Consider the following 21,814-nt stretch of genomic DNA (forward strand, 5'->3'; position numbering starts at 1 on the left):
AGGGATACGGGCACTGCTTAGGTCAGGCTACCGGCTGGCGCGCTTGCACACTGCCTTGTGACAGGCGTGAAAGCGCGGGTATGGCGCTGCAGTACTGACGCAGGTGCAGCCCCAATTCCGGCAAGACATGACCCTCGGCCCAGGCGTACGATCCGTGGTCTTCGTGATTGCCGCTCCCTGGTGGTTAGCCACCCAACGCCAGTTGCGACCTCCCCAGCGTACCAAATCCGGCCCCTCGTGCGCGGGTAGGCTTGTACGCGTGACTGAAGAGCAGCTGAACCAAGCGTACGTAGTAACCCTGTCCTGCCCGGACCGCCCGGGAATCGTCCATGCGGTGGCCGGCGCCCTGCTGGCGGCGGGGTGCAATATTACGGATTCGCAGCAGTACGGCAGCCCCGCCACGGGCAACTTCTTTATGCGCGTCGAAGTAACGACGGCGGCCCCCGCCGCCGAGCTTCGGGCCGCCCTGGAGCCCGTGACCGGCGCCTTTGGTATGCAGTGGAGCCTCAATGCGGCGGGCCAGAAGGTCCGCACCCTGGTGATGGCCAGCACCTCCGCACACTGCCTCAACGACCTGCTGTTCCAGCAGCGCTCCGGCACCCTTCCCATTGAGATCCCCGCCATTGTGTCTAACCACCAGGACCTTGCCGGGCTTGCCGAGTTCTACGGCATCCCGTTCCACCACATCCCGGTCACCAAGGACACCAAGGTCCAGGCCGAGGACAAGCTCCGCGCCATCATCGCCGAGCACGACGTCGAACTGACCGTTTTGGCCCGGTACATGCAGATCCTTTCCGACGAGCTCTGCACCGACCTCACCGGCAAAGCCATCAACATCCACCACTCGTTCCTGCCGTCCTTCAAGGGCGCCAAGCCCTACCACCAGGCCCACGCGCGCGGCGTGAAGCTTATCGGCGCCACTGCCCACTACGTGACGGCGGCGTTGGATGAGGGCCCCATCATCGAGCAGGAAGTGATCCGCGTTGACCACGCCCGCACTCCGGAGCAGTTTGTCCAGATGGGCAGAGACGTGGAAGGCCGCACGCTGGTCCAGGCGGTGCAGTGGCATGCGGAGCACCGTGTGCTGCTGGATGGCAACCGGACAGTCGTCTTTAACTAGGGTGTAGCCACCCTCCCCCGGAGGCGCAATGGACGCGGAATCGGACCACGGCGAGCGGCGCCTTGCCGATTTCTACAACGGCCGCGCCGCGTCCGGTGCCGACCACCCGCCGTCGCACCACCGGGTGGAACAGCGCGAACGCTTCATTGCCCTCCTGAAGTACGAGGGGCGCCACGCGATCCTGGAGATAGGGGCGGGAACCGGCCTGGACGGGCTGCAATTTGTGCAGGCCGGGATCCATTACACAGGCGTGGACATCGCCGAAGGCCAGGTCCGGTGGGCGCGTAGCCGTGGGCTCGATGTCTCGGTGGCCAGTGCGCGCCGGCTGCCCTTCCCGGACGGCTCGTTCCCGGCGATGTGGTCGATGAGCACGCTGCTGCACGTTCCCGCCCGTGATATCGATGCGGTACTGGCGGAGCTGACCCGCGTGGCCGCTCCCGGCGCGCCCATCGCCGTCGGGCTGTGGTCCGGGGACGATGAAGAGGTCCTTAACCCCGAGGACGACGTCGAACCTCGCTTCTTCAGCAGGCGCAGCGATGCCACGGTACGCGAGGTCTTTGGCCGCCATGGCACCGTCGAGGAGTTTGTGACGTGGCCGGAGGGAACCGGTCCCGAGTCGGGGCCCGGTGCGGGGCTCTGGACCCAGCATTACCAGTTCCTCATCCTGCGCACCCCTGGCCCCAAGTAGGGATGTCCTAGGCTTGGGCCATGGCTCCTCTTTACCCTTTCGCCGGGAATACCCCGGCCGTCCACCCCTCCGCTTTTGTTGCCCCCACAGCCTCGATCATCGGCAACGCCACCCTGGCCGCGGACGCCAGCGCGTTCTACGGTGTCTCGGTCCGTGCCGATACTGCCGCCATCTCGGTGGGCGCCGGCAGCAACCTGCAGGACAACGTGGTGCTGCACGCGGACCCCGGATTCCCCTGCACAGTGGGCGAGCGCGTCAGCGTGGGGCACGCCGCGGTCGTGCATGGCTGCACTGTGGAGGACGACTGCCTGATCGGCATGGGCGCGACAGTACTGAACGGCGCGGTGATTGGCGCCGGCTCGCTTGTTGCGGCCGGCGCCGTGGTGCTGGAAGGCACGGTGGTCCCGCCCCGCTCACTCGTGGCGGGCGTCCCCGGCAAGGTGCGCCGCGCACTCACCGATGAGGAGTACGACGGCGTCCGGGCCAACGCGGCGCGCTACGTCGAGTTGGCTGCAGCGCACCGGAACCTCCACGGCTGAGATTTCGACAGGCTCAACCGCCGGGCCTAATCTCAGTCCAACGAAATAGGCCCGATCTCGTCCAGCAGTTCGCCGGGCCCGGGATTGCCCGGGGCAGAGGCGCCGCCCAGGTGGTTCAGCACTCCCCACACGGCGTTCAGGCCCGTGGTCACGGCACCTTCCGCCCAGCCGGCCGTGAAGGAAACGTCGTCACCGGCCAGGAAGATGCCGCGCTGTGATTCGGGCAGCTTGTCCTGCTTGAAGTGCGTGAACAGCCGCTGCTGGTACCGGTAGTGCCCGGGAAGGTTGGCCTTGAAGGCGCCCATGAAGTTGGGGTCGGCCTCCCAGGAGACGGTGATGGGCTGGCCCACGATGTGGCCCGCGATGTCCACGCCGGGGTAGATCTGCTCAAGTGAGTGCAGCATGAGTTCAACGCGCTCGTCCGCATCAAGCGCCAGCCACTTCAGCGCGTCGTCGTTCCAGGTGTAGGAGAGCAGGATGACGGCGGGCTGGTCCGGGCCGTTGTCCAGCAGGTACGTGGCCCGGTTGAGGCGGTCGGTAAGGGTCATCGACAGGACCTCGTTGCCGGTGTCAGGGTCGATGTCCTTCCAGAACGGCCGGTCCACCATCACAAACGTTTTGGAGGACTGCATGTAGTGCGAGCGCTCGATAGCCGTCCAGAGTTCTGCCGGGAAGAGGGCTTCCTCCGTGTGGATCCGGGTGGACAGGAGCCAGGACTGGCAGGTGGTCACCACCGCCGGGTAGCTGGCTTCACGGCCCCAGCGTTCGCGGATCCGCAGGTTTCCGTCCGGGTCGCGGCTAATCCTGCCCACGGCACCGCGGGGCGAGCCGGAGTGCAGTGAGGACAGGGAGGTTCCTTCCGGCCAGTGCGCCATGCCCGACGGCGCGTGCTGCCAGAGTGCCTCGGGAAGGCGTTGTGCTCCCCCGCTGATGAGCCGGTGCTGGTCATCGGCATCCGTGTACACCACGCGCAGGATTTCCAGGATGGAGTTGGGGAAATCGGTGTCCCAGCCGCCGGTGCCGAAGCCCACCTGGCCAAAGGCTTCCCGGTGCGCGAACCCAGCCTTCTTGAAAGAGTCGCTGGCGGCGATGAAGCCGTAGAAGGTCTGCTCGTCCATCAGCGGCAGCAGTTCGTTCCACAGTTCCTTGATCCGGCCGGTATCCCTGGCCCGGATGGCCTGTTGCATCTCGGCGAACTTGGCCCCGTCATTGACCGCCGCTTTCCAGGCATCCGCCACTTCGCGGAAGAACGGCGGCAGGTCGCTGGGTTTTTCTGCATAATGTTTCTGGCCCGCCAGCTCGATCACCGTGCTGGACGTTGCCTGGGAGAGCGGATTCGGAAACTCCTCGGTTTCCAGGCCGAGCAGGTCCACGTAGTGGTAGAACGCCTTGCCTGATTCCGGGAAGCGCATGCCGCCAAGGTCTGCCACCACGCCCGGTGCCGCAGGGAATGAGGCAGTGCGCAGGCGCCCGCCGATGCGGTCGGCTTCGTACACCACCGGCCGCAGCCCCAGCTTCATTAGCTCATAGGCAGTGACCAGCCCGGAAAGTCCTGCCCCGATGACGGCGACCTCAGTGCCCAGCAGTTCGGCCGGGGCGGATCCCAAACCATCCTGGTGCGCCAGGTAGTGGTCGTAGCTGAACGGGAAGTCCGGGTTCAGCATGGTGATGGGACCCGCGGCGGTTCCCCCGGCAGCTGCAGCCGCGGCCGGGGCGGCTAAGGTGCTGGACGGGTCGGAGGCCGGCAGTTCGGTGGCGATGGTCATGGAAGTTCTGCCTTCGTCGGTTCGGGGTTTTGCTGGGTTGAAAGGTTCGGTCCGGACAGCTCGCGGTATTCTTCGTTGCTCAGTGCCGCCACCTTGGAGTTGCGGCGCCCGTAGCCAAAGTACGCCGCAACGCCCACCAGCATCCAGAGGGCGAAGACCACCCAGGTGTCCGCGCCGAGGTTGGCCATCAGGTAGGCGCACATCACGGCGCCCAGGATGGGTGTCAGCGGGAAGAACGGCACGCGGAAGGTGCGCTCCAGTTCCGGCCGGGTGCGGCGGAGGTAGATCACGGCGACGTTCACCAGGGCGAAAGCGAACAGGGTGCCAATGCTGGTAGCGTCCGCGAGGGCGCCCAGCGGTACCAGTCCGGCGGTGAGGGCGACGGCGGTTCCCACCAGGAGCGTGCCGGCCACGGGGGTGCCTGTGCGGCGGGAGACGCGGCCGAAGACCTGGGGAATAAGCCCGTCACGCGCCATGGAGAGCAGGATGCGGGTCTGCCCGTAGAGGACCGTGAGGACAATGCTGGCGATGGCCAGCACGGCTCCCACCGCGAAGACCAGGGCGATCCACGGCTGCCCGGTGGTTTCCTCAAGGATCTTCACGAGGGCCGCCTCTGTACCGTCGAACCAGCCCCAAGGCCGGGCACCGATGGCGGCGACGGCAACCAGGACGTAAATGGTGGTGACGATGAGCATGGACAGCATGATGGCCCGGGGCAGGTCCCGCTTGGGGTTGCGCGCTTCTTCACCTGCCGTGGAGGCGGCATCAAAGCCGATGTAGGAGAAGAACACACGGGACGCGGCGGCCGAAACGCCGGCGGCGCCCATGGGCAGCAGCGGTTCGAAGTTACCGGCGTCGAAGGCCGTGAAGGCCACCGCGCAAAAGAACAGCAGAATGCCCACCTTCACCACCACGATGGCGGTATTGATCCAGGCGCTCTCTTTGGCGCCCCGGACCAGGAGGATGGTGGCGAGCACCACGATGACCATGGCAGGAATGTTCACCACGCCGCCGTCGCCGGGTGGCTGGGACACGGCGTCGGGAAGGACGGCACCGAACACCGCGAGGGCCTCATTGACATACTGCCCCGCGCCCACGGCAACTGCAGCCACGGACACCGCGTACTCCAGTACCAGGCACCAGCCGCAGATCCAGGCCATTCCTTCGCCCATGGTGGCGTAGGTGTAGGAGTAGCTGGAACCGGCCACAGGCACCAGTCCTGCCATCTCCGCATAGGACACCGCGGACAGGAGTGCGGCCAGGCCGGCAATCGCGAAGGAAATCCAGATGGCCGGTCCTGCCAACGGGACGGATTCACCCAGGATCACCAGGATGCCCGTGCCCAAAGTGGCGCCTACGGAGATCATGGTGAGCTGGAGGACCCCGAAGCTGCGGACCAGGCGCGGGCCACCGCCGGAGGTTTCAGCCTCGTTGACCATCTGCCCGATGGGCTTGCGGCGCAGGAGCTGGGCGCCCAGGGCGGGACGGGCGGCTTGCGCGGCCCCTGCCCGGCCGGAGAGTGTAGGCACAGTCATCGTTGACGTCCGTTCTTTCGTTGGCTGCTTGAACTGGTTTCCCCTCATTCACAGTAGGGCTGTGAGGCGCATCTCAGGCGGTGCAAAGTGCCCTATAGTGATCATCCATGAGACGTAATGCACCAGCAGTGGACGGCAGCCCGGATCAGCTGGACGCTGTCACGCTGGGCCAGTTCCTCCATGCGCTGCCACCGGAAGTGGCAGTGGTCCACGATGCCGGCAACCGCCACGTGCCGTTGCGCTGGGTGGAGCCGAGCGAGCTGGAGGATCCCACCCCGTACCTGCTCGACGGTGAATTTGTCCTCACCGCGGGCTTGCCGTTCCGCGGTGAGGGGGACGGGAAAGGCGGCGGAGGCAGGGACATCCGGAACGCCACGTCACGGGCACACGAGTATGTCCGCCGGCTCGTGGACGCCGGGGTGGGCGCGCTGGGCTTCGGCCTGCAACCGTATTACGACGGCGTTCCGGACCACGTGCTGGCCGCTTGCCGGCAGCACGGACTCACCCTGGTGGAGGTCCCGGCCAGCGTCCCGTTCGCCGCCCTGGGACTGGAGTTCTCCAAACTCCTGGAGTCCGGAAACGCCCAGGTTTTCCGGCAGCTCGCGGAGACCAACCGGCACCTGATGCGCGCGGTCCTCTCCGCCCGGCCGGAGCATGAACTGCTGGCGGCACTGACCCAGCGCGTGCCCGTGTGGGCAGTCTTGTTTGGCGCGGACGGCCGGGTGCGTGCCCGGGCGGGTGCCGCCGTCGAGCCTTCCCAACTTCAGCCCCTTCTCAAGAAGCTCATGACCGGAAGCGGACCCCGGGTGGAAACAGAAGCGTTTGATGCCCCCGGTTCTGCGCTGGTGTTCGGCCATCCCCTCAGGAGCAGCAAGGACGCGACCCTGGGCAGCCTGGTCCTCGGTGCGGACAAACCGCTGACCCCGGCCCAGAACAGCGTGGTTTCGTCCGTCGTCGGGCTCCTGGAACTGCTGGTCCGCCAGCGCACCAGCGGGTCCCTGGCCCCGAGCCAGCTCGCCACCGCCCTGCTGCTCCACCCGGAGACACTGGCCGGAGGCAACACGCGGCAGCTGAACGGGCTGAAGGATCTGTTGGCGCAAAGCGTGGCCGGAACACGTTCCGGGCAGGTGCGGGTGGTGCAGGGAATGCGGGCGGCGGACGCCCCCGCAGCCGACGACGGGCCGGTCCGGGAACTGCTGCAGTGGCGGCGGCTGTTCGACAGCAAGATGGTGGAACTGACCGACTACGGCTTCGCGGCGGTGACGCGGCTGAAGGTCGATGACCAGCTGGTTGCGGAGGTGGAACAGCTTGGATGGCGCCTGGTGGTGGGTGAGCCGGTGGAGCTGTCCGGCCTGTCGGCGGCCTACCGCCGCACCTCCTCATTGCGGCCCCGGGTGGCGGCTACCGGCACAAGCGCCCGCGTCGAGGAGGTGACCTGGTCCGTCACAGGGCTGCTCGGCCGGGAAGCCGGCAGCATGCTGGCAGCCAAGCTCCTGGCGCCGGTGCTGGAGCTGGAGCCAGAACGCCGCGACGGACAGCTCCGCGTCCTGAAGTCCTGGTTGGCTGCGAACGGAAGCTGGGACGCCACGGCGGAAGAGCTGGGCTTGCACCGAAACAGCGTTCGCCGCCAGGTCAATGCCATTGCCGAACTGCTGGATCTGGACTTAAGCCTGGCCCAGTCCCGTGCGGAGCTGTGGATTGCCCTGCAGTACGAAGAGGTCCTGCTGGCCCGGGACGCTCAGGAATCCCAGGACCGGTAGAGGTCCGGCCGGCGTTCGGCCAGGTAGGGCACTTCGCTGCGCGCCCTGGCAGCAGCGTCTTGGTCCACCTCAGCGTAGAGGAGTTCAGGTTCTTCCCCGGCTGCTGCCAGCAGTGAGCCGTCGGGGCCGGCGATGACGCTGCCGCCCAGGAATCTGCATCCCTCTTCGACGCCGGAATGGTTGGCGTAGGCGATGGTCAGCTGGCTTTCCAGCGCCCGGGCCCGCAGCAGTACCTGGGGGACCTCGTCGTACCCGTGGGCCAGGGCGGTAGGAACCAGGAGCAACTCGGCACCGGCCACGGCAGCGGCCCGGACCGCCTCCGGGAATTCGACGTCGTAGCAGATCACCATGGAGGTGGGGATGCCGTTAAAACTGACGACGGCGGGAGGCCGGGCGGCGGGACCGAAAGCAGCCCGTTCCTCGGGGCCGAAGAGGTGGATCTTGTCATACGTGAGCAGGTTGGTGCCCTTGGTATCAAGGAGGGTTGCGCTGATGTGCCACTCCCCCTGCGGGCTGACCCGCGGAAGGCTGTACACCAGGCCAATCCGGTGGCGCCGGGCGATGCCTGCCAGCCTGGTGCGCAGCTCCGGCAGGACAGCGGGGTCCAGTTCCGCCCGGACACGGCGGGGAGAGTAGCCGGTGGGAAAAAGTTCCGGCGTCAGCAGGACTTTCGCCCCGGCTGCAACTGCCGTTCCGGCCGCTTCGTCGATGGCGGCGCAATTGGCATCCAGGTCCATCACAACAGCATTCGCCTGCAGGAGTGCCAGCAACACCGCGGCCACCTTCCGTCGTCGGAGCAGCCTACCCATTGAAGGCCTGACACCAGACTAACCAGCACGTTGGGCTCTCCCGGGGGGCCATTTGCACCGCTTCACCCCTTTCCCGGGACAGATCGTCCCGGTAGGTCCACTGCGGCGGAAGCGCTTCATTGCGTTAACTTCTTGACTACAAGAGCCCGAATGGGGCAATCTTCTAAGCATGCCCGCAACTACGCGCTCAACGAGGAGCAAGCCCAAAAACCCCGGCTCCCAGTCGGCCCTGAGGCAACTGAACCAGCAACGCATCATCGAGACGCTGATGGCGGGCCCTTCCACGCAGGCAGAACTGGCGCGGCAGACGGGTTTGTCCACCGCAACGGTTTCCAACATCGTGAAAATCATGCTCGATTCCGGCCTGGCTTCCACCGAACCCATCACCAGTTCGGGCCGGCGGGCGCTCAATGTCCGGCTCAACAGCAACGGTGCGGTGGCCGTGGGAATCGACTTCGGCCGCAGGCATCTGCGGGTGGTCCTGGCTTCGCTGAGCTACCACGTCATCGCGGAGGAATCTGTCGCCCTGCCGCTTGGACACCAGGCCGAGGAAGGCATCCAGGCGGCAGTGGTCCTGCTCGAGAAACTCCTGCGGGAAAGCGGCATCGCACGCTCTGCGGTGGTGGGCGCCGGCGTCGGAATCCCCGGCCCCATAGACCGGCGCACCGGCACTGTGGCGCAAGGGGCCATCCTGCCCGAATGGGTGGGAATCAACATCCTCCAGCACCTGGAGGATCGGCTCAAAATCCCCGTGTTTATTGACAACGACGCCAATCTTGGAGCCTGGTCAGAGGTGACCTGGGGCCAGCACACCGGGGTAAGCAACTTGCTGTTTTTGAAGATTGGATCCGGTATTGGAGCCGGCCTCATCCTCAACGGGGCACCCTACTACGGCAACGTGGGAATCACTGGCGAAATTGGCCATGCCACCATCCACGAGCAGGGGCTGGTGTGCCGCTGCGGAAACCGCGGCTGCCTTGAAACGATCGCTTCCACCACAACCATGATCGAACTCTTAAGCAGGGGCGAAGACCGGCCACTGACGCCTGCCGACATTGTCCGGAAGGCCTTGGCACGTGACTCCGCGACACTCCGGGTGCTGGATGATGCCGGGCTTGCCGTCGGCCGTGCGCTGGGCAATGTTGCGAACCTGATCAACCCGGAAGTAATCGTGGTTGGCGGGCCGCTGGCCGGCCTCGGCCACCTTCTCCTGGATCCCATCAAGAGGGGGCTGGTGCGGCATGCCGTCCCCGTTATCGGCGAGACCACCACCATCACCATGTCATCTCTCGGGGACCGGGCCGAGGCGCTGGGAGCGGCCGCATTGGTATTCCAGCACGCCGGAATCCGCAAAACCTAGACCGTTTCGTTACCCCCGATATGCGTTAAAGACTTGACGACAACACGCGTGATCCAGTTTACTTTTTCATCAGACGGCCCTGCGCTTTGCCGGCCGGACAAAGAAGTCATTGCATTGGAGGGTTAGGGCAATATGACGTCCCAGACCACGCAGACAGACCCGATCATCCTCGAGATGCGGTCCATCACCAAGGAATTCCCCGGCGTTAAAGCGTTGGATAACGTGAGCCTGCGAGTAAAGGCCGGCGAGATCCACGCCATCTGCGGCGAGAACGGCGCCGGAAAGTCCACCCTGATGAAGGTTCTCTCGGGTGTTTACCCCTACGGCAGTTACGACGGCGACATCGTCTACCAGGGGCAGGTCCAGCAATTCAGGGATATCCGGGCCAGTGAACACGCCGGCATTGTGATCATCCACCAGGAACTGGCGCTGATCCCGGAGCTCTCCATCATGGAGAACATCTTCCTGGGCAACGAGCCCACCAAACGCGGGGTCATTGACTGGGCCGAAGCCCGGCTGCGTTCCCTGGACCTGCTGGCCCGCGTGGGCCTGCGCGACGATCCGGACACACCCATCAAGGAAATCGGCGTGGGCAAGCAGCAGCTGGTGGAAATCGCCAAAGCACTGAACAAATCCGTGAAGATCCTCATCCTCGATGAACCCACGGCCGCCCTGAACGAATCCGATTCCCAGCACCTGCTGGACCTGATGCTCGGCCTGAAGGCCAAGGGCATCACGTCCATCATCATTTCGCACAAGCTCAACGAGATCGAGCAAATCGCAGATTCCATCACCATCATCCGTGACGGCAAGTCCATTGAGACCCTTGACGTCAAGGCCGACGGCGTGGACGAGGACCGGATCATCAAGGGCATGGTGGGCCGCACGCTGGAATCCCGGTTCCCGGACCACACACCGAAGATCGGCGAAGTCTTCTTCGAGGTCAAGAACTGGACTGTGGGGCATCCGCAGGTCCAGGACCGGCTGGTGTGCAAGAACTCCAGCTTTTTTGTCCGCCGCGGAGAGATCGTGGGCTTCGCAGGGCTGATGGGCGCCGGACGCACCGAACTGGCCCGGTCCGTGTTCGGCCGGTCCTATGGCCGTTTCATCGACGGGCACATCTATAAGGACGGCAAGGAAGTTGTCCTTAAGAACGTCCGCCAGGCCATCGACGCCGGCTTGGGCTACGTCACCGAGGACCGCAAATCCCTGGGGTTGAACCTGCTGGACGACATCAAGACCACTACTGTGGCCGCAAACCTGCGGAAGATCAGCCGCAATTCGGTTGTGGATCCGAACCAGGAGTTCACGGTGGCGGAGCAGTACCGCAAGTCGCTGCGGACCAAGACTCCATCAGTGGAGGAGGGCGTGGCCAAACTCTCCGGCGGCAACCAGCAAAAGGTGGTCCTGGCCAAGTGGATGTTCACCGATCCTGACCTGCTGATCCTGGACGAACCCACCCGCGGCATCGATGTCGGTGCCAAGTACGAGATCTACGGCATCATCCAGCAGCTCGCCAACCAGGGCAAGGGAGTAATCGTCATCTCCTCGGAGCTCCCCGAACTCCTGGGCCTGTCCGACCGTATCTACACCATCTTCGAAGGCGCCATTACCGGTGTCCTGAACAAAGACGAGGCCAGCCAGGAAAGCCTGATGAAACTGATGACCTCCGCCCGCAAAGCCGAAGCCGCCTGACCCTCAGGATCTCCCAGAACCTTCCGGACACAAGGACTGAACAATGAACGCCCTCAAGAAGCTATTTGGCGGAAATACCCGCCAATTCGGCATGATCTTTGCCCTGGTGGCCCTGATCGTCTTCTTCCAGATCGCCACCAGCGGCCGGACCCTCACCCCCGGCAACGTCATCAACCTCTTCAACGGCAACTCCTACATCCTGATCCTGGCCATCGGGATGGTCCTGGTCATCATCGCCGGCCACATCGACCTCTCAGTCGGTTCTGTGGCAGCCTTCGTGGGCGTCACGGTAGCCCTGGCCATCCGCGACTGGGGAATCCCCTGGTATGCCGGCGTGCTCCTGGGCCTGGTGCTCGGTGCGGTGATCGGCGCTTGGCAAGGATGGTGGACAGCGTACGTGGGGATTCCAGCCTTCATTGTCACCCTGGCCGGCATGCTGCTGTTCCGCGGCTTCAACCAGTTCGTGGGCAAATCCAATACCATCCCGGTACCCAATGACTTCCAGTACCTCGGCTCCGGCTACCTCCCTGAGATTGGGCCCAACACCGGCTTCAACAACCTCACCCTGCTGCTGGGCATCGCCGCCGCAGCGTTCGTGGTGTGGGGCGAACTCCGCTCCCGGGCCCGCGCCAAGGCCCTTGGTGCCGAGGTACCGGAAATGTGGGTCACCGCGCTCAAGCTGGTCCTGATCTGTGGTGCCATCCTCTACGCCACGTACCTCTTCGCCACCGGCAGGCCGGGCACCTCGTTCCCGATCCCCGGGCTCATCCTGGCCGTCCTGGTGTTGGTTTACGGCTTCATCGCCTCCCGCACCATCCTCGGCCGGCACGTCTACGCAGTCGGCGGCAACCGCCACGCGGCCGAACTCTCCGGTGTCCAGTCCAAGAAGGTCAACTTCCTGGTCATGATGAACATGTCCATCCTGGCCGGCCTGGCCGGCATGATCTTCGTTGGCCGTTCCACAGCATCGGGCCCCTTCGACGGCGTGGGCTGGGAACTCGATGCGATCGCAGCAGTATTTATCGGCGGCGCTGCGGTCACAGGCGGCGTGGGTACCGTCGTCGGGTCCATCATTGGTGGCCTGGTGATGGCTGTGTTGAACAACGGCCTTCAACTTCTCGGCATTGGCGCCGACCTCACCCAGATCATCAAGGGCCTCGTCCTCCTGATCGCCGTCGCCTTCGACGTCTACAACAAGAGCCAGGGAAAGAGGTCCATCATCGGCCTGCTGACCCGGAACTTCAACCGCCCCGCCTCAGGCGGTCCCAGCAACCCGCTCCAGCCCGACGAGACCACCTCCACCAAGGAAGCGATCGCCAGGGAAGCCTGAGCCTTGCAGCCTGAATAGCGGTACACCACCACAAAGAAAGAGAACCAACAATGAGAATGTTTGGTAAAGCAGGAAAGGCCGCAGCGGTTGCTGCCATCGCAGCGCTGACGCTGACGGGCTGCGGCCGCTCCGAGCCCAGCACGGGCGGCGGGACAGAAGGCGCCGGTGGCTTCGAGAAGGACGCCTCCATCGCCGTTGCACTCCCGCAGAAGACCAGTGAGAACTGGGTCCTCTCCGAAAAGCTGTTCAATGACGGCCTCAAAGATGCCGGATTCAAGGCTGATGTCCAGTTTGCCAATGCCGGCGTTTCCGAACAGCAGAACCAGATCAGCGCCATGATCACCAAGAACCCCAAGGTCCTCATCGTGGGCGCTGTCGACGGCACCCAGCTCGGCACCCAGCTGAAGCAGGCCAAGGATGCAGGCGCCACCATCATCGCCTACGACCGCCTGCTGCTGAACACCGAGAACGTGGACTACTACGTGGCCTACGACAACTTCAAGGTGGGCGTCCTTCAGGGCCAGGCGCTGCTGGAAGGCATGAAGGCCAAGAAGCCGTCCGGCCCGTACAACATCGAACTGTTCGCCGGCTCCCCCGACGATGCCAACGCCAAGGTCTTCTTCGACGGCGCCATGAGCGTCCTGAAGCCGAAGATCGACGACGGCACCCTCAAGGTCCTGTCCGGCCAGACCAGCTTCGAGCAGGCCGTAACCCAGGCTTGGAAGGGCGAAAATGCCCAGCGCCGCGCTGACACCCTGCTCAGTGGCAGCTACACCAGCGAAAACCTGGACGGTGTCCTGTCACCCAATGATCTCCTGGCCCGCGCGGTGTTGACATCCGTCAAGGCGGCAGGCAAGCCGATCCCGGTGATCACCGGCCAGGACTCCGAGGTAGCGTCTGTCAAGTCGATCCTGGCTGGCGAGCAGTACTCCACCATCAACAAGGACACCCGCAAGCTCGTTGAGCACGCCATCACCATGGTGAAGGACCTCCAGGCCGGCAAGACGCCTGAAATCAACGACAAGGACTCCTACAAGAACGGCGTCAAGACAGTTCCGGCCTACCTGCTGGAGCCGGTCATCGTCACCTCCGCCAACGTGAAGACTGCCTACACCGACGACCCGATACTCGGCCCGATCACCAAGTAAGCAATCCTGTTCTCACAGGAAACGGCTAGGAAAAGCCCGGTCCCCCACCGCGGGGACCGGGCTTTTCCGTGCCTGGTTACTGCAGCCCTACTGCTTGACGGTCAATACGCCCGGTCCGGTGAACTGGAGCGCGTGGTTCTTCACCGCCTGTGCAGTGGTGAACGCCTTGTAGTTGTAGGCATCGGCAGGGTTCCAGCCGACGTCGGTGGTGAAGTCCCAGCCGGTCCAGTCCGGGGCGGGTTCCCCACCGAGCTCGGCCTCGATGATCGCCTCCGCCCGGTTCTGTTCAAACGACGTCCGGGCCACCTGGTCCAGGTCCGCTTCGGCTCCGTTGTACCAGGACCCGACGTCATTGAAACGGTGGCCGTTATAGCTGCTCACCATGATGGACGGGTCCGCGCCCGGGCCGGTGTATTCAAAGGCATTGCGCTCAGAGAAGATCCGGGACTCATAGCCGGCGCCGAGGAAGTAGCTGCTGCCGCCTTGGGCTTCACTGATCATGGGATACTGCGGGTGGTCTGTGCTTCCCACAAAGTAGTTGTTCAACACATGGACCTGGCCGAACCGCACCCGCGGTCCCCGCTGCTGAATGTTCTCGAAGTAGTTCCCGATGAAGCTGACCCGCAGTTTGCCACCATCCTTGTCCACGTGTTCGTCGCCTGATCCCAGCAGCATTGTCTTGTCGTGGTTGGAGAGCCTGCTGTTTGAAATGGTCACGAAGTCGGTGCCGTCCTTGAGGTCCAGCAGGCCGTCATGCCGGTTCGCCCGCTTCCCGCGGAAACCCGCAGGGGCCTCACTGTCCGGGAACCTGCCGTCGGTGAGACGGACATGGTCTATCCACAGGTGATCCGAGGTCACCGAGGAGACGGCGTCAAAGCGCGCATTCCAGGCACCCTCCCCATCATCCGGTGACCAGGTGGTGAAGAAGTCCACCGGGGCCTCCACGCTGAGATTGCGCACCACTACGTTGGTGGCGCTGAGGATCACGATATTCGTACCCACGAATCCCGAATCTGCGCCGACCCCAATCAGGGTGGTGTTGCTCGGCAGGCTCACCTCGATCTGCCGTTTCATGTTGTTGCTGCCGGTCTGCCGCAACTGTCGCTGCTGCTTGCAGTAGTCAAACGTTTGGTCGCTCCATGCCTTCCCTTCCGGGCCGAAGCAGGACATGTACTTATTGATGTCGTACCCTGGGGCGTAGTCCTGCTTCCCCAGGATGCGGCCATCAGGGGTCTGGTTGCCGTCGATCGTTCCGTTGATGTAGACGATTTTCGGCGCCGTGGGCTCGCCATGGTTTGCAAGCGCGGCCTTAAGCCCGGCCAGCGTGCTGACCTCATAGCGGTTTTCGGCAGGCGCCCCCGCCCCACCGTTTGTACCGCTTCCGACGGCGGCCCAGCCGGTTGGTGCCGAGTCATCCGCTTTGATGACACCTCCCCCGGCGGGACCCGGGTTGGCCACCCCGGGCGCTGCCAGAGCCAGCCCCGCCGCGAGGGCAAACGCTGAAGCAGAGGCAGCAACTCCGGCCCCGCGGCGGAGATTGCCGAGGCAGGATGCAAAGGTTCGAGTTGTTGTTTTGGACGTCATTGGCCTTGTTTCCGGCATGCCAAACAGACCACATGCCTTAGTGGGTGCGGATCGGATGAAAAAGGATTGCCAGAGGGAAGACCAGTCAGAAAACGGTTTCCCGCTCGGTCTTCTATTCTTACTTCTCCCGTGACAAAGCTGTCAAGAGGTCTTCACAGCTCCACCACCGCTGTCCACCGCTGCCTTCCCCAACGCTCCAGCCGGCCTGTGACAGGATTGCTCCATGAGCGCGCCCATCGCCACGCCGTGGTTGTCCAGCCAATCCGACCAGGACCCCCGCTCCGCAACGGGAACTTCCCTGCGCTGGGGAATCATTGCGACCGGCGGGATAGCTCGTTCGGTATCGCAAGATCTTGCCTTGCTGAATGACGCTGAGCTCTATGCCGTCAGCTCCCGCGGCCAAGACACAGCAGACGCCTTCGCCGTGGCCTATGACTTCAGGAAGGCTTATGGGGACGACGGCGGTGTCCCCGGCTACCAGCGGCTGCTTGCCGATGAAGCGGTGGACGTTGTCTACGTTGCCACGCCCCACGCACAGCATTACGAAATCGTCCTGGCGGCGCTCAACGCGGGCAAACACGTTCTCTGCGAGAAGGCCTTCACCATCAACGCCCGGGAAGCGGCCGAACTGATCAAGGTCGCCAGGAGCCGCAAGCTCTTCCTGATGGAGGCCGTCTGGAGCCGCTTCCTGCCCAGTATGCAGAGGGCTTTCGAGATCGCAGCTTCCGGAGAACTCGGTGACATCCACTGGGTCACCGCCGATCTCGGGTTCCCCGCTCCATACTCACCGACCGCGAGGCTGTGGGCGAGGCAGGACGGCGGCGGCGCTCTCTTGGACCTTTCGGTCTATCCGCTGCTCTGGGCACTGGGCACCCTTGGCTTTCCGCAGACGGTCAGCGCTACGGGATTTCTCAATGACGACGGCGTCGATGCCCAGAACGCCATGACGCTCGGATACAACCACGGCGCGCAGGCGCAGCTGACCTCCTCCTTGCTCGCCCATGGTCCGCGCACGGCCAGTGTCGCCGGAAGCAAAGGCTTCCTGCAGAGCATCGGGTCGATTAATAATCCGCGTGAACTGGTTGTCGGATCCGGATGGGAAGAACGTCGCGTCGAGTCCTTTGATGTCGTCGGCCGCGGATACACCTACGAGCTGCGCGAAGTCACCCGTTGTATCCAGCAGGGCCTGACAGAAAGCCCGGTGATGCCGCTCGAGGACTCTTTGAACACGATGCGGCTTTTTGACGGGGTGCGGGCCCAACTTGGGGTCAGCTACCCCAATGACAGCCACTAGGAGCTTCCGCCAATCCGTCATAACAATGACCGACAGAGGGCGTGTTGTCATTGGCGTGATACAAAAGTTTCCGCTTTTGTCGAATTGTTTTAGCAGGCCCTAGACTTCCCGCAACATCCAGTCTTAGGCTGTAGGCATCGTCGAATGCACCGGGTACTGGGGGTGGTACGCATGGCTAGCGCTGTTTCTCCATGGCGTGCCCTTCGGCCTGTACTCCTCGCGGGGGCTGCGACCCTTAGCTGGTTAACGTTTTCATCCCCGGCAGCTTCCGCCGATGCACTTTCGGACACATCGCCGTTGCTTGGCGGTGTCACCAGCTCAGTGTCTTCGGTTACGGACAAGCTGGCCGGCCCTGCACCAAACGTTCCTGCCCAGGCTGCTCCTGCCCCATCTCCTGCGGCTGCGACCCCTGTCGGGCTGCTGCAGCCGGTGGTCGGCCAGGTTTCGGGTCTCGCGGAGAACATCGTTTCGCCAGTCCCGGTGGTGAACCAAGTGGTTCCCGCCGGTACCGTTACGTCTGTCGCTGTTCCAATCGCCCAAGTTGCGGACGGAGCAACCGCAGCAGTCGTGGACGCTGTTGTTCCACCCGTGGCTGGGACTCTTCCCGTGCTCGAACCCGTCCTGGAGCCTGTTTCCGATCTGGTGACCGGCCCGGCGCCGCTGCCAGTTGAGCTTCCCGAGCCGCCTATCGCGGCGGTTGAGGAGGAAGTTCCAGCGACTGCCGCCATTGTCCTTACTGAAGCCTCCACCGCAGAACAGTCGACGGCGGAGACGGCGGCAGCTGCGGAATCCTCCGTTGCTGCTGCTCCGGATACCGCCGCAAACCCTGATGGTGCCGTATCCCTGGCAGGAGCCTCTGCGCCCCTTCGGGCAACGATCGGCGCATCTGACTCCAGCCATGACCTGCACAGTACGGTCGACCCTTCGCCCGCGCCTGCCCACGCTCCTGCGGCCCCTGGTTCCGGCACAGGAAGCGGATCGGCATCAGCCGGTTCCCCCGGTGCGACTGCATTCCTGAACCCCTTCACCTTTGATCTTTCCCTTCCCGGTGCCATCTGCGCCGATGAAACCCCTGAGCATGCCCCTGCACCGGTGTCCTTCGACCCCGGTTCTTCCCCTGACTAGTTGAGGCACGCCTGCCCATTGCGGCAGAAACGTGACCAATCGGGTTGCTAAAAGCACCCTTACTCAACTTTCTCAGGAGACATCACCATGAGTTCCAACCTTCGCAGGGGGATGCTTGGCACCCTCTTTGCCGGCGGGCTTTTAGCCCTCGGCTGCACCGCGGCAAACGCCGCGGACACCACCAGCGGTTCGGATCTATCCGCATCCGCCCTCATCTCGGCGGCGGCGTCCGCTGACTCGACGTCGTTGGGCCTGCTGGGTGGTCCAACGCCGTCCGATTCATCGGCCGTCGCCGCCGTAGTGGATGCCGCAGTTACTCTGGGCACCGGCACAGGGACCGGAGGTACCACCAGCCCCGACCTTGCTGCGGCAGCGGTCGTTGACCTCGGGCTCGGCAACAGCGGAACCGAAGCAGCAGCAGCCGACCTGGCCGCCGCAGCAGACGTAGCCGTAGACCTCGGCACAGGGACCGGTAATACCACGAGCCCCGACCTCGCTGCGGCAGCCGTAGTTGACCTCGGCCTCGGCAACACCGGAACCGAAGCAGCAGCAGCGGACCTGGCCGCCGCAGCAGACGTAGCCGTAGACCTCGGCACAGGGACCGGTAGTACCATGAGCCCCGACCTTGCTGCAGCAGCCGTCGTTGACCTCGGCCTCGGCACCAACGGAACAGAAGCAGCAGCAGCCGACGTGGCCGCCGCAGCAGACGTAGCCGTAGGCCTCGGAGGCACCGGCACCTCAGACGGCCTCAACACCGCCGTGGATGCAGCAGCCGATCTCAGCCTCGACACCAACGGAACAGAAGCAGCAGCAGCCGACCTGGCCGCCGCAGCACACGTAGCCGTAGGCCTCGGAGGCACCGGCACCTCAGACGGCCTCAACACCGCCGTGGATGCAGCAGCCGATCTCAGCCTCGGCACCAACGGAACCGAAGCAGCAGCAGCCGACCTGGCCGCCGCAGCAGACATAGCCGTGAACCTCGGAGGCACCGGCACCTCAGACGGCCTCAACACCGCCGTGGATGCAGCAGCCGATCTCAGCCTCGGCACCAACGGAACCGAAGCAGCAGCAGCCGACCTGGCCGCCGCAGCAGACATAGCCGTGAACCTCGGAGGCACCGGCACCACCGGCGGCCTCGGCACCGTCGTAGACGCAGTGGTTGATCTCGACGCGGGCAACACCGGCGGCCTCGGCGCCGTCGTAGACGCAGCCGCCGACCTCAACCTCGGCAACACCGGAACCGGCACCACTGACGGACTCACCTCCGGCGGCCTCGGCGCCGTCGTAGACGCAGTGGTTGATCTCGACGCGGGCAACACCGGCGGCCTCAGCGCCGTCGTAGACGCAGTGGTTGATCTCGGCGCGGGCAACACCGGCAGTACCGGTGGACTCGGCGCCGCAGTCGACCTGGGCATTGACCTCGGCATCGGGCTAGGCGGCGACAACAACGGCACGGAGAACCCGGGCACCGGCACTCCGGGAACAGAGAACCCAGGCACTGAGGTCCCCGGCGATGGCAGCACGGGAGGCACCGGCACCGTTGACCCCGGTACCAACGCTCCGGGTACAAACGCCCCCGGCACCGGCGGCAACACCGGAAACACCGGAACCACCGGAACCACCGGAACCACCGGAAGCACCGGAGGGGACAACGGGACTGACGCAGGTACCGGTGGCTTCACGGCAGCACCGGCAGGGTCCACCGCAGTGAGCGGCACCATCGGCGTCGACACCAGTGCCCGCGGCACTGCGACCCAGAGCGGGACTGCAAAGGGCAGCACAGGCCTGGCCAACACGGGAATGGATGCTTCGCTCGTCCCGCTGGCCCTGCTGCTGCTGGTGGCTGGCCTCCTGGTCCTCCTCCGCAAGCGCAAGGTGTCCTAGGCGCCCGACGCTTCGTTGACCGTGCCTGCACCATGCGCCTGAAGCGGCAGCAACAAGCAGGCTGAGGGAAGGGAGGACCCCGCAAAAGCACACGACTCAAATACTCACATTCACGCAAACATGTCATCAGCACACATGTCCTTGTGGCCGATGGTCCGGCGGCGGAAGCTAGAGGTTCGCCGCCGGGCCGTCGGCATGTCGCAGAACAGATGTGCGGGGCCAATCTTCCGTTTACTCCACCGCCCGTATAATTTGAGGTAGGACAGTGCCGCAGCGCACCGGGAGGAACGGTATGGTGGCGGAATCGCCTAGCTCCATCAAGAATGAAGTGGTCGGCGGACGTTATCGGTTGGGTGAGGTCATTGGCCGCGGCGGGATGTCATCGGTCTACTGCGCCCGGGACGAGAACCTAGGCCGCGACGTTGCCCTCAAACTCTTCGCCCCGCAGGCGCCGGACGCCGACGAGCTGAAACGCCAGGAAGCGGAAATCCAGCTTCTCGCGACGCTCAACCATCCCGGCCTGGTGACACTCTTTGACGCCGGCATCGACGACCGCATACCCGACGAGCCCAGGCCCTTCCTCACCATGGAACTGGTGGAGGGCCAGGACCTGCGGACCCGGATCCGGCACAGCCGCGTCCCCCTCGAGGAACTCTCGGTCATCGGGGCCGGCATCGCCGACGCCCTGGCCTACGTTCACGGCCTGGGAATCATCCACCGTGACATCAAGCCCGCCAACATCCTGCTGGTACAGATCCGCCCCGGCGAGCCGCTGCGGCCCAAGCTCACGGACTTCGGCATCGCCAGGATCGCGGATGCCACCCGCCTGACCGCTACGGGAACCATGGTGGGCACGGCCGCTTACCTCAGCCCGGAGCAGGCCCTTGGCCAGCCCCTCTCCCCAGCCTCGGACATCTATTCCCTGGGACTGGTGCTGCTTGAGTGCGTCAAGGGCACCGTTGAATACCCGGGCGGTGCGGTGGAGTCGGCGGTGGCCCGCCTGCACCGCGCACCGGAAATACCCGAGGATTTGCCCACAGAATGGGCTGATTTGATCCGCTCCATGACAGCCATCGAGCCGCTGGAACGCCCCGCCGCGGCGGACATTGAAACTGCCCTCCGGCAGGCTCTGGTTTCCCCCGCCTCCACGCCCGGGGAGCTCGTTCCGGAAACCACCCGGGTCCTGCCGGCCATGCCGTTCCACCCTCCGTCCATCACCGCGGAAGAGTCGCTGGACGAACTGCGGGAAGCAGCGGAACCTGCAAACGAAGCCTCTCTGGAGGCACCGGAAGCAGGAACCAAGGGCAAACGCCCCGGAAAGAAACCGTCCGGCGCGTCCCGTGGCAGGAGGGTCTGGGTGGCCGTGGTTCTGGGGGTCCTGGTGCTGGCAGCAGCTGCAGCGGCCGTGCTGGTGAGCCTGAACGCCCAGTCCACGCCCGACGTCGTGCCTTACCCAACAGTGACCGGTGTCCTGGGCGACCACCTGGAGGAGCTCCAGAAGAGCGTGGAACCGTGAGGCTGATGAACGCCGAATGGCGGCCATCGCTGGCCATGGCGGTAACGGCGGCTGTACTGGCCGCCGGCCTGTTGGCCGGCTGCGGCACCACAGACGCAAGCCTGCAGCCGAGCGCCGCGCGGCAACTCCAGGCGCGGGTCCTGGAAGTGAGCGAGGCCTCCTCCCGGAACGATCCCGCTGCGGCGCTGAAGGCCTTGGAAAACCTTGAGTCTGACCTGGCCGCCGCGCAAAGCAAGGGGCAGGTTTCAAAGGAACGGCAGCAGACCATTACTACCATCGCCGCGGCCGTCCGCGCCGACCTCAATGACGCGGTTGCCGCGGCAGCAGCCAAGGCAGCGGATGAGGCGCGCGTCGCTGAGGAGGCGGCTGCCGCCCAGGCCTCCCGGGAAGCCGCACAAAAGGAGGCAGCCGCCCAGACGCCTGCTCCGGCACCAGCTCCGGCCACCGGTAAAGATGACGGTGACGGCGACGACAAGAAGGGCAACGGGGGCAAGGGCAAGGACTAGGGCGGTCTCTTAATCAAAAGCGCACGACGACGGTCCGCCGGCTGCTGCGCCACGCGAAAGCCCAGCCGCACGACAAACCAGCCACAGACAAAGAGGCGGTGTCCCGGATATCCGGGACACCGCCTCTTGGCGTTGCCTGTTCAGAGCTTGGGCAG

17 protein-coding genes are annotated in these 21,814 nt (G+C 64.7%); 13 read left to right on the forward strand and 4 right to left on the reverse strand.

Features of this window, described 5'->3' with window-relative positions:
• Positions 1 to 259: 259 nt before the first annotated feature.
• From purU to QF038_RS14645, 3 genes are read left to right on the forward strand one after another with little or no spacing between them, the layout of a single operon-like run.
• Positions 260 to 1,120: a formyltetrahydrofolate deformylase gene (gene purU, locus QF038_RS14635; protein WP_307610789.1), complete on the forward strand. Its 861-nt coding sequence runs from the start codon at positions 260 to 262 to the stop codon at positions 1,118 to 1,120.
• A 28-nt stretch (positions 1,121 to 1,148) separates the two neighbouring features.
• The gene (locus QF038_RS14640; RefSeq protein WP_307610790.1) at positions 1,149 to 1,808 is read left to right on the forward strand and encodes a class I SAM-dependent methyltransferase; all 660 of its coding nucleotides are present in this window, start codon (positions 1,149 to 1,151) and stop codon (positions 1,806 to 1,808) included.
• A gap of 20 nt (positions 1,809 to 1,828) precedes the next feature.
• Positions 1,829 to 2,347 carry a gamma carbonic anhydrase family protein gene (locus QF038_RS14645; RefSeq protein ID WP_307610791.1) on the forward strand — a complete coding sequence of 173 codons (519 nt, stop codon included), beginning with the start codon at positions 1,829 to 1,831 and terminating at the stop codon, positions 2,345 to 2,347.
• Positions 2,348 to 2,379: 32 nt separating this feature from the next.
• Here the strand turns inward: QF038_RS14645 and QF038_RS14650 are convergent, their stop codons facing one another.
• Both QF038_RS14650 and QF038_RS14655 read right to left on the reverse strand, forming a co-directional pair.
• Entirely contained in the window at positions 2,380 to 4,113 is a 1,734-nt protein-coding gene (locus tag QF038_RS14650; RefSeq protein WP_307610792.1) for an NAD(P)/FAD-dependent oxidoreductase, read from the reverse strand.
• Positions 4,110 to 5,648, reverse strand: coding sequence for an amino acid permease (locus tag QF038_RS14655; protein WP_307610793.1), 1,539 nt, complete (start codon positions 5,646 to 5,648; stop codon positions 4,110 to 4,112). The genes QF038_RS14650 and QF038_RS14655 overlap by 4 nt, the downstream gene beginning before the upstream one ends.
• 107 nt (positions 5,649 to 5,755) lie before the next feature.
• Between QF038_RS14655 and QF038_RS14660 the strand changes: the two genes are divergently transcribed.
• Positions 5,756 to 7,408 carry a PucR family transcriptional regulator gene (locus tag QF038_RS14660; RefSeq protein ID WP_307610794.1) on the forward strand — a complete coding sequence of 551 codons (1,653 nt, stop codon included), beginning with the start codon at positions 5,756 to 5,758 and terminating at the stop codon, positions 7,406 to 7,408.
• On the opposite strand, the gene QF038_RS14665 is transcribed toward QF038_RS14660, so the two are convergent.
• Entirely contained in the window at positions 7,387 to 8,181 is a 795-nt protein-coding gene (locus QF038_RS14665) for a nitrilase-related carbon-nitrogen hydrolase (RefSeq protein ID WP_307610795.1), read from the reverse strand. The genes QF038_RS14660 and QF038_RS14665 overlap by 22 nt on opposite strands.
• A 205-nt stretch (positions 8,182 to 8,386) precedes the next feature.
• On the opposite strand from QF038_RS14665, the gene QF038_RS14670 reads away from it, so the two are divergent.
• From QF038_RS14670 to QF038_RS14685, 4 genes are all read left to right on the forward strand, one after another.
• The gene (locus QF038_RS14670; protein WP_307610796.1) at positions 8,387 to 9,577 is read left to right on the forward strand and encodes an ROK family transcriptional regulator; all 1,191 of its coding nucleotides are present in this window, start codon (positions 8,387 to 8,389) and stop codon (positions 9,575 to 9,577) included.
• A gap of 132 nt (positions 9,578 to 9,709) precedes the next feature.
• Positions 9,710 to 11,272, forward strand: coding sequence for a multiple monosaccharide ABC transporter ATP-binding protein (mmsA, locus tag QF038_RS14675; RefSeq protein WP_307610797.1), 1,563 nt, complete (start codon positions 9,710 to 9,712; stop codon positions 11,270 to 11,272).
• Between the two features lie 43 nt (positions 11,273 to 11,315).
• Positions 11,316 to 12,602 carry a multiple monosaccharide ABC transporter permease gene (gene mmsB / locus QF038_RS14680; RefSeq protein WP_307610798.1) on the forward strand — a complete coding sequence of 429 codons (1,287 nt, stop codon included), beginning with the start codon at positions 11,316 to 11,318 and terminating at the stop codon, positions 12,600 to 12,602.
• A 50-nt stretch (positions 12,603 to 12,652) separates the two neighbouring features.
• A complete protein-coding gene (locus QF038_RS14685) occupies positions 12,653 to 13,750 on the forward strand; it encodes a sugar-binding protein (RefSeq protein WP_307610799.1) in 1,098 nt (365 codons plus the stop codon).
• Positions 13,751 to 13,837: 87 nt separating this feature from the next.
• Here the strand turns inward: QF038_RS14685 and QF038_RS14690 are convergent, their stop codons facing one another.
• Positions 13,838 to 15,334, reverse strand: a complete 1,497-nt coding sequence (locus tag QF038_RS14690) for a polysaccharide lyase family 1 protein (protein WP_307610800.1) — start codon at positions 15,332 to 15,334, stop codon at positions 13,838 to 13,840.
• 223 nt (positions 15,335 to 15,557) lie between these two features.
• Between QF038_RS14690 and QF038_RS14695 the strand changes: the two genes are divergently transcribed.
• From QF038_RS14695 to QF038_RS14715, 5 genes are all read left to right on the forward strand, one after another.
• Entirely contained in the window at positions 15,558 to 16,628 is a 1,071-nt protein-coding gene (locus QF038_RS14695) for a Gfo/Idh/MocA family protein (protein ID WP_307610801.1), read from the forward strand.
• A gap of 321 nt (positions 16,629 to 16,949) precedes the next feature.
• Entirely contained in the window at positions 16,950 to 17,753 is an 804-nt protein-coding gene (locus tag QF038_RS14700; protein WP_307610802.1) for a hypothetical protein, read from the forward strand.
• Positions 17,754 to 17,840: 87 nt separating this feature from the next.
• The gene (locus tag QF038_RS14705) at positions 17,841 to 19,637 is read left to right on the forward strand and encodes a hypothetical protein (RefSeq protein WP_307610803.1); all 1,797 of its coding nucleotides are present in this window, start codon (positions 17,841 to 17,843) and stop codon (positions 19,635 to 19,637) included.
• 292 nt (positions 19,638 to 19,929) lie between these two features.
• A complete protein-coding gene (locus QF038_RS14710) occupies positions 19,930 to 21,153 on the forward strand; it encodes a serine/threonine-protein kinase (RefSeq protein WP_307610804.1) in 1,224 nt (407 codons plus the stop codon).
• A 5-nt stretch (positions 21,154 to 21,158) separates the two neighbouring features.
• Positions 21,159 to 21,659 (forward strand): hypothetical protein, encoded by a 501-nt coding sequence (locus tag QF038_RS14715; protein ID WP_307613492.1) that lies wholly within the window; start codon positions 21,159 to 21,161, stop codon positions 21,657 to 21,659.
• The last annotated feature ends 155 nt before the right edge of the window (positions 21,660 to 21,814 follow it).

Source organism: Pseudarthrobacter sp. W1I19 (assembly GCF_030817835.1).
Taxonomy (GTDB): domain Bacteria; phylum Actinomycetota; class Actinomycetes; order Actinomycetales; family Micrococcaceae; genus Arthrobacter.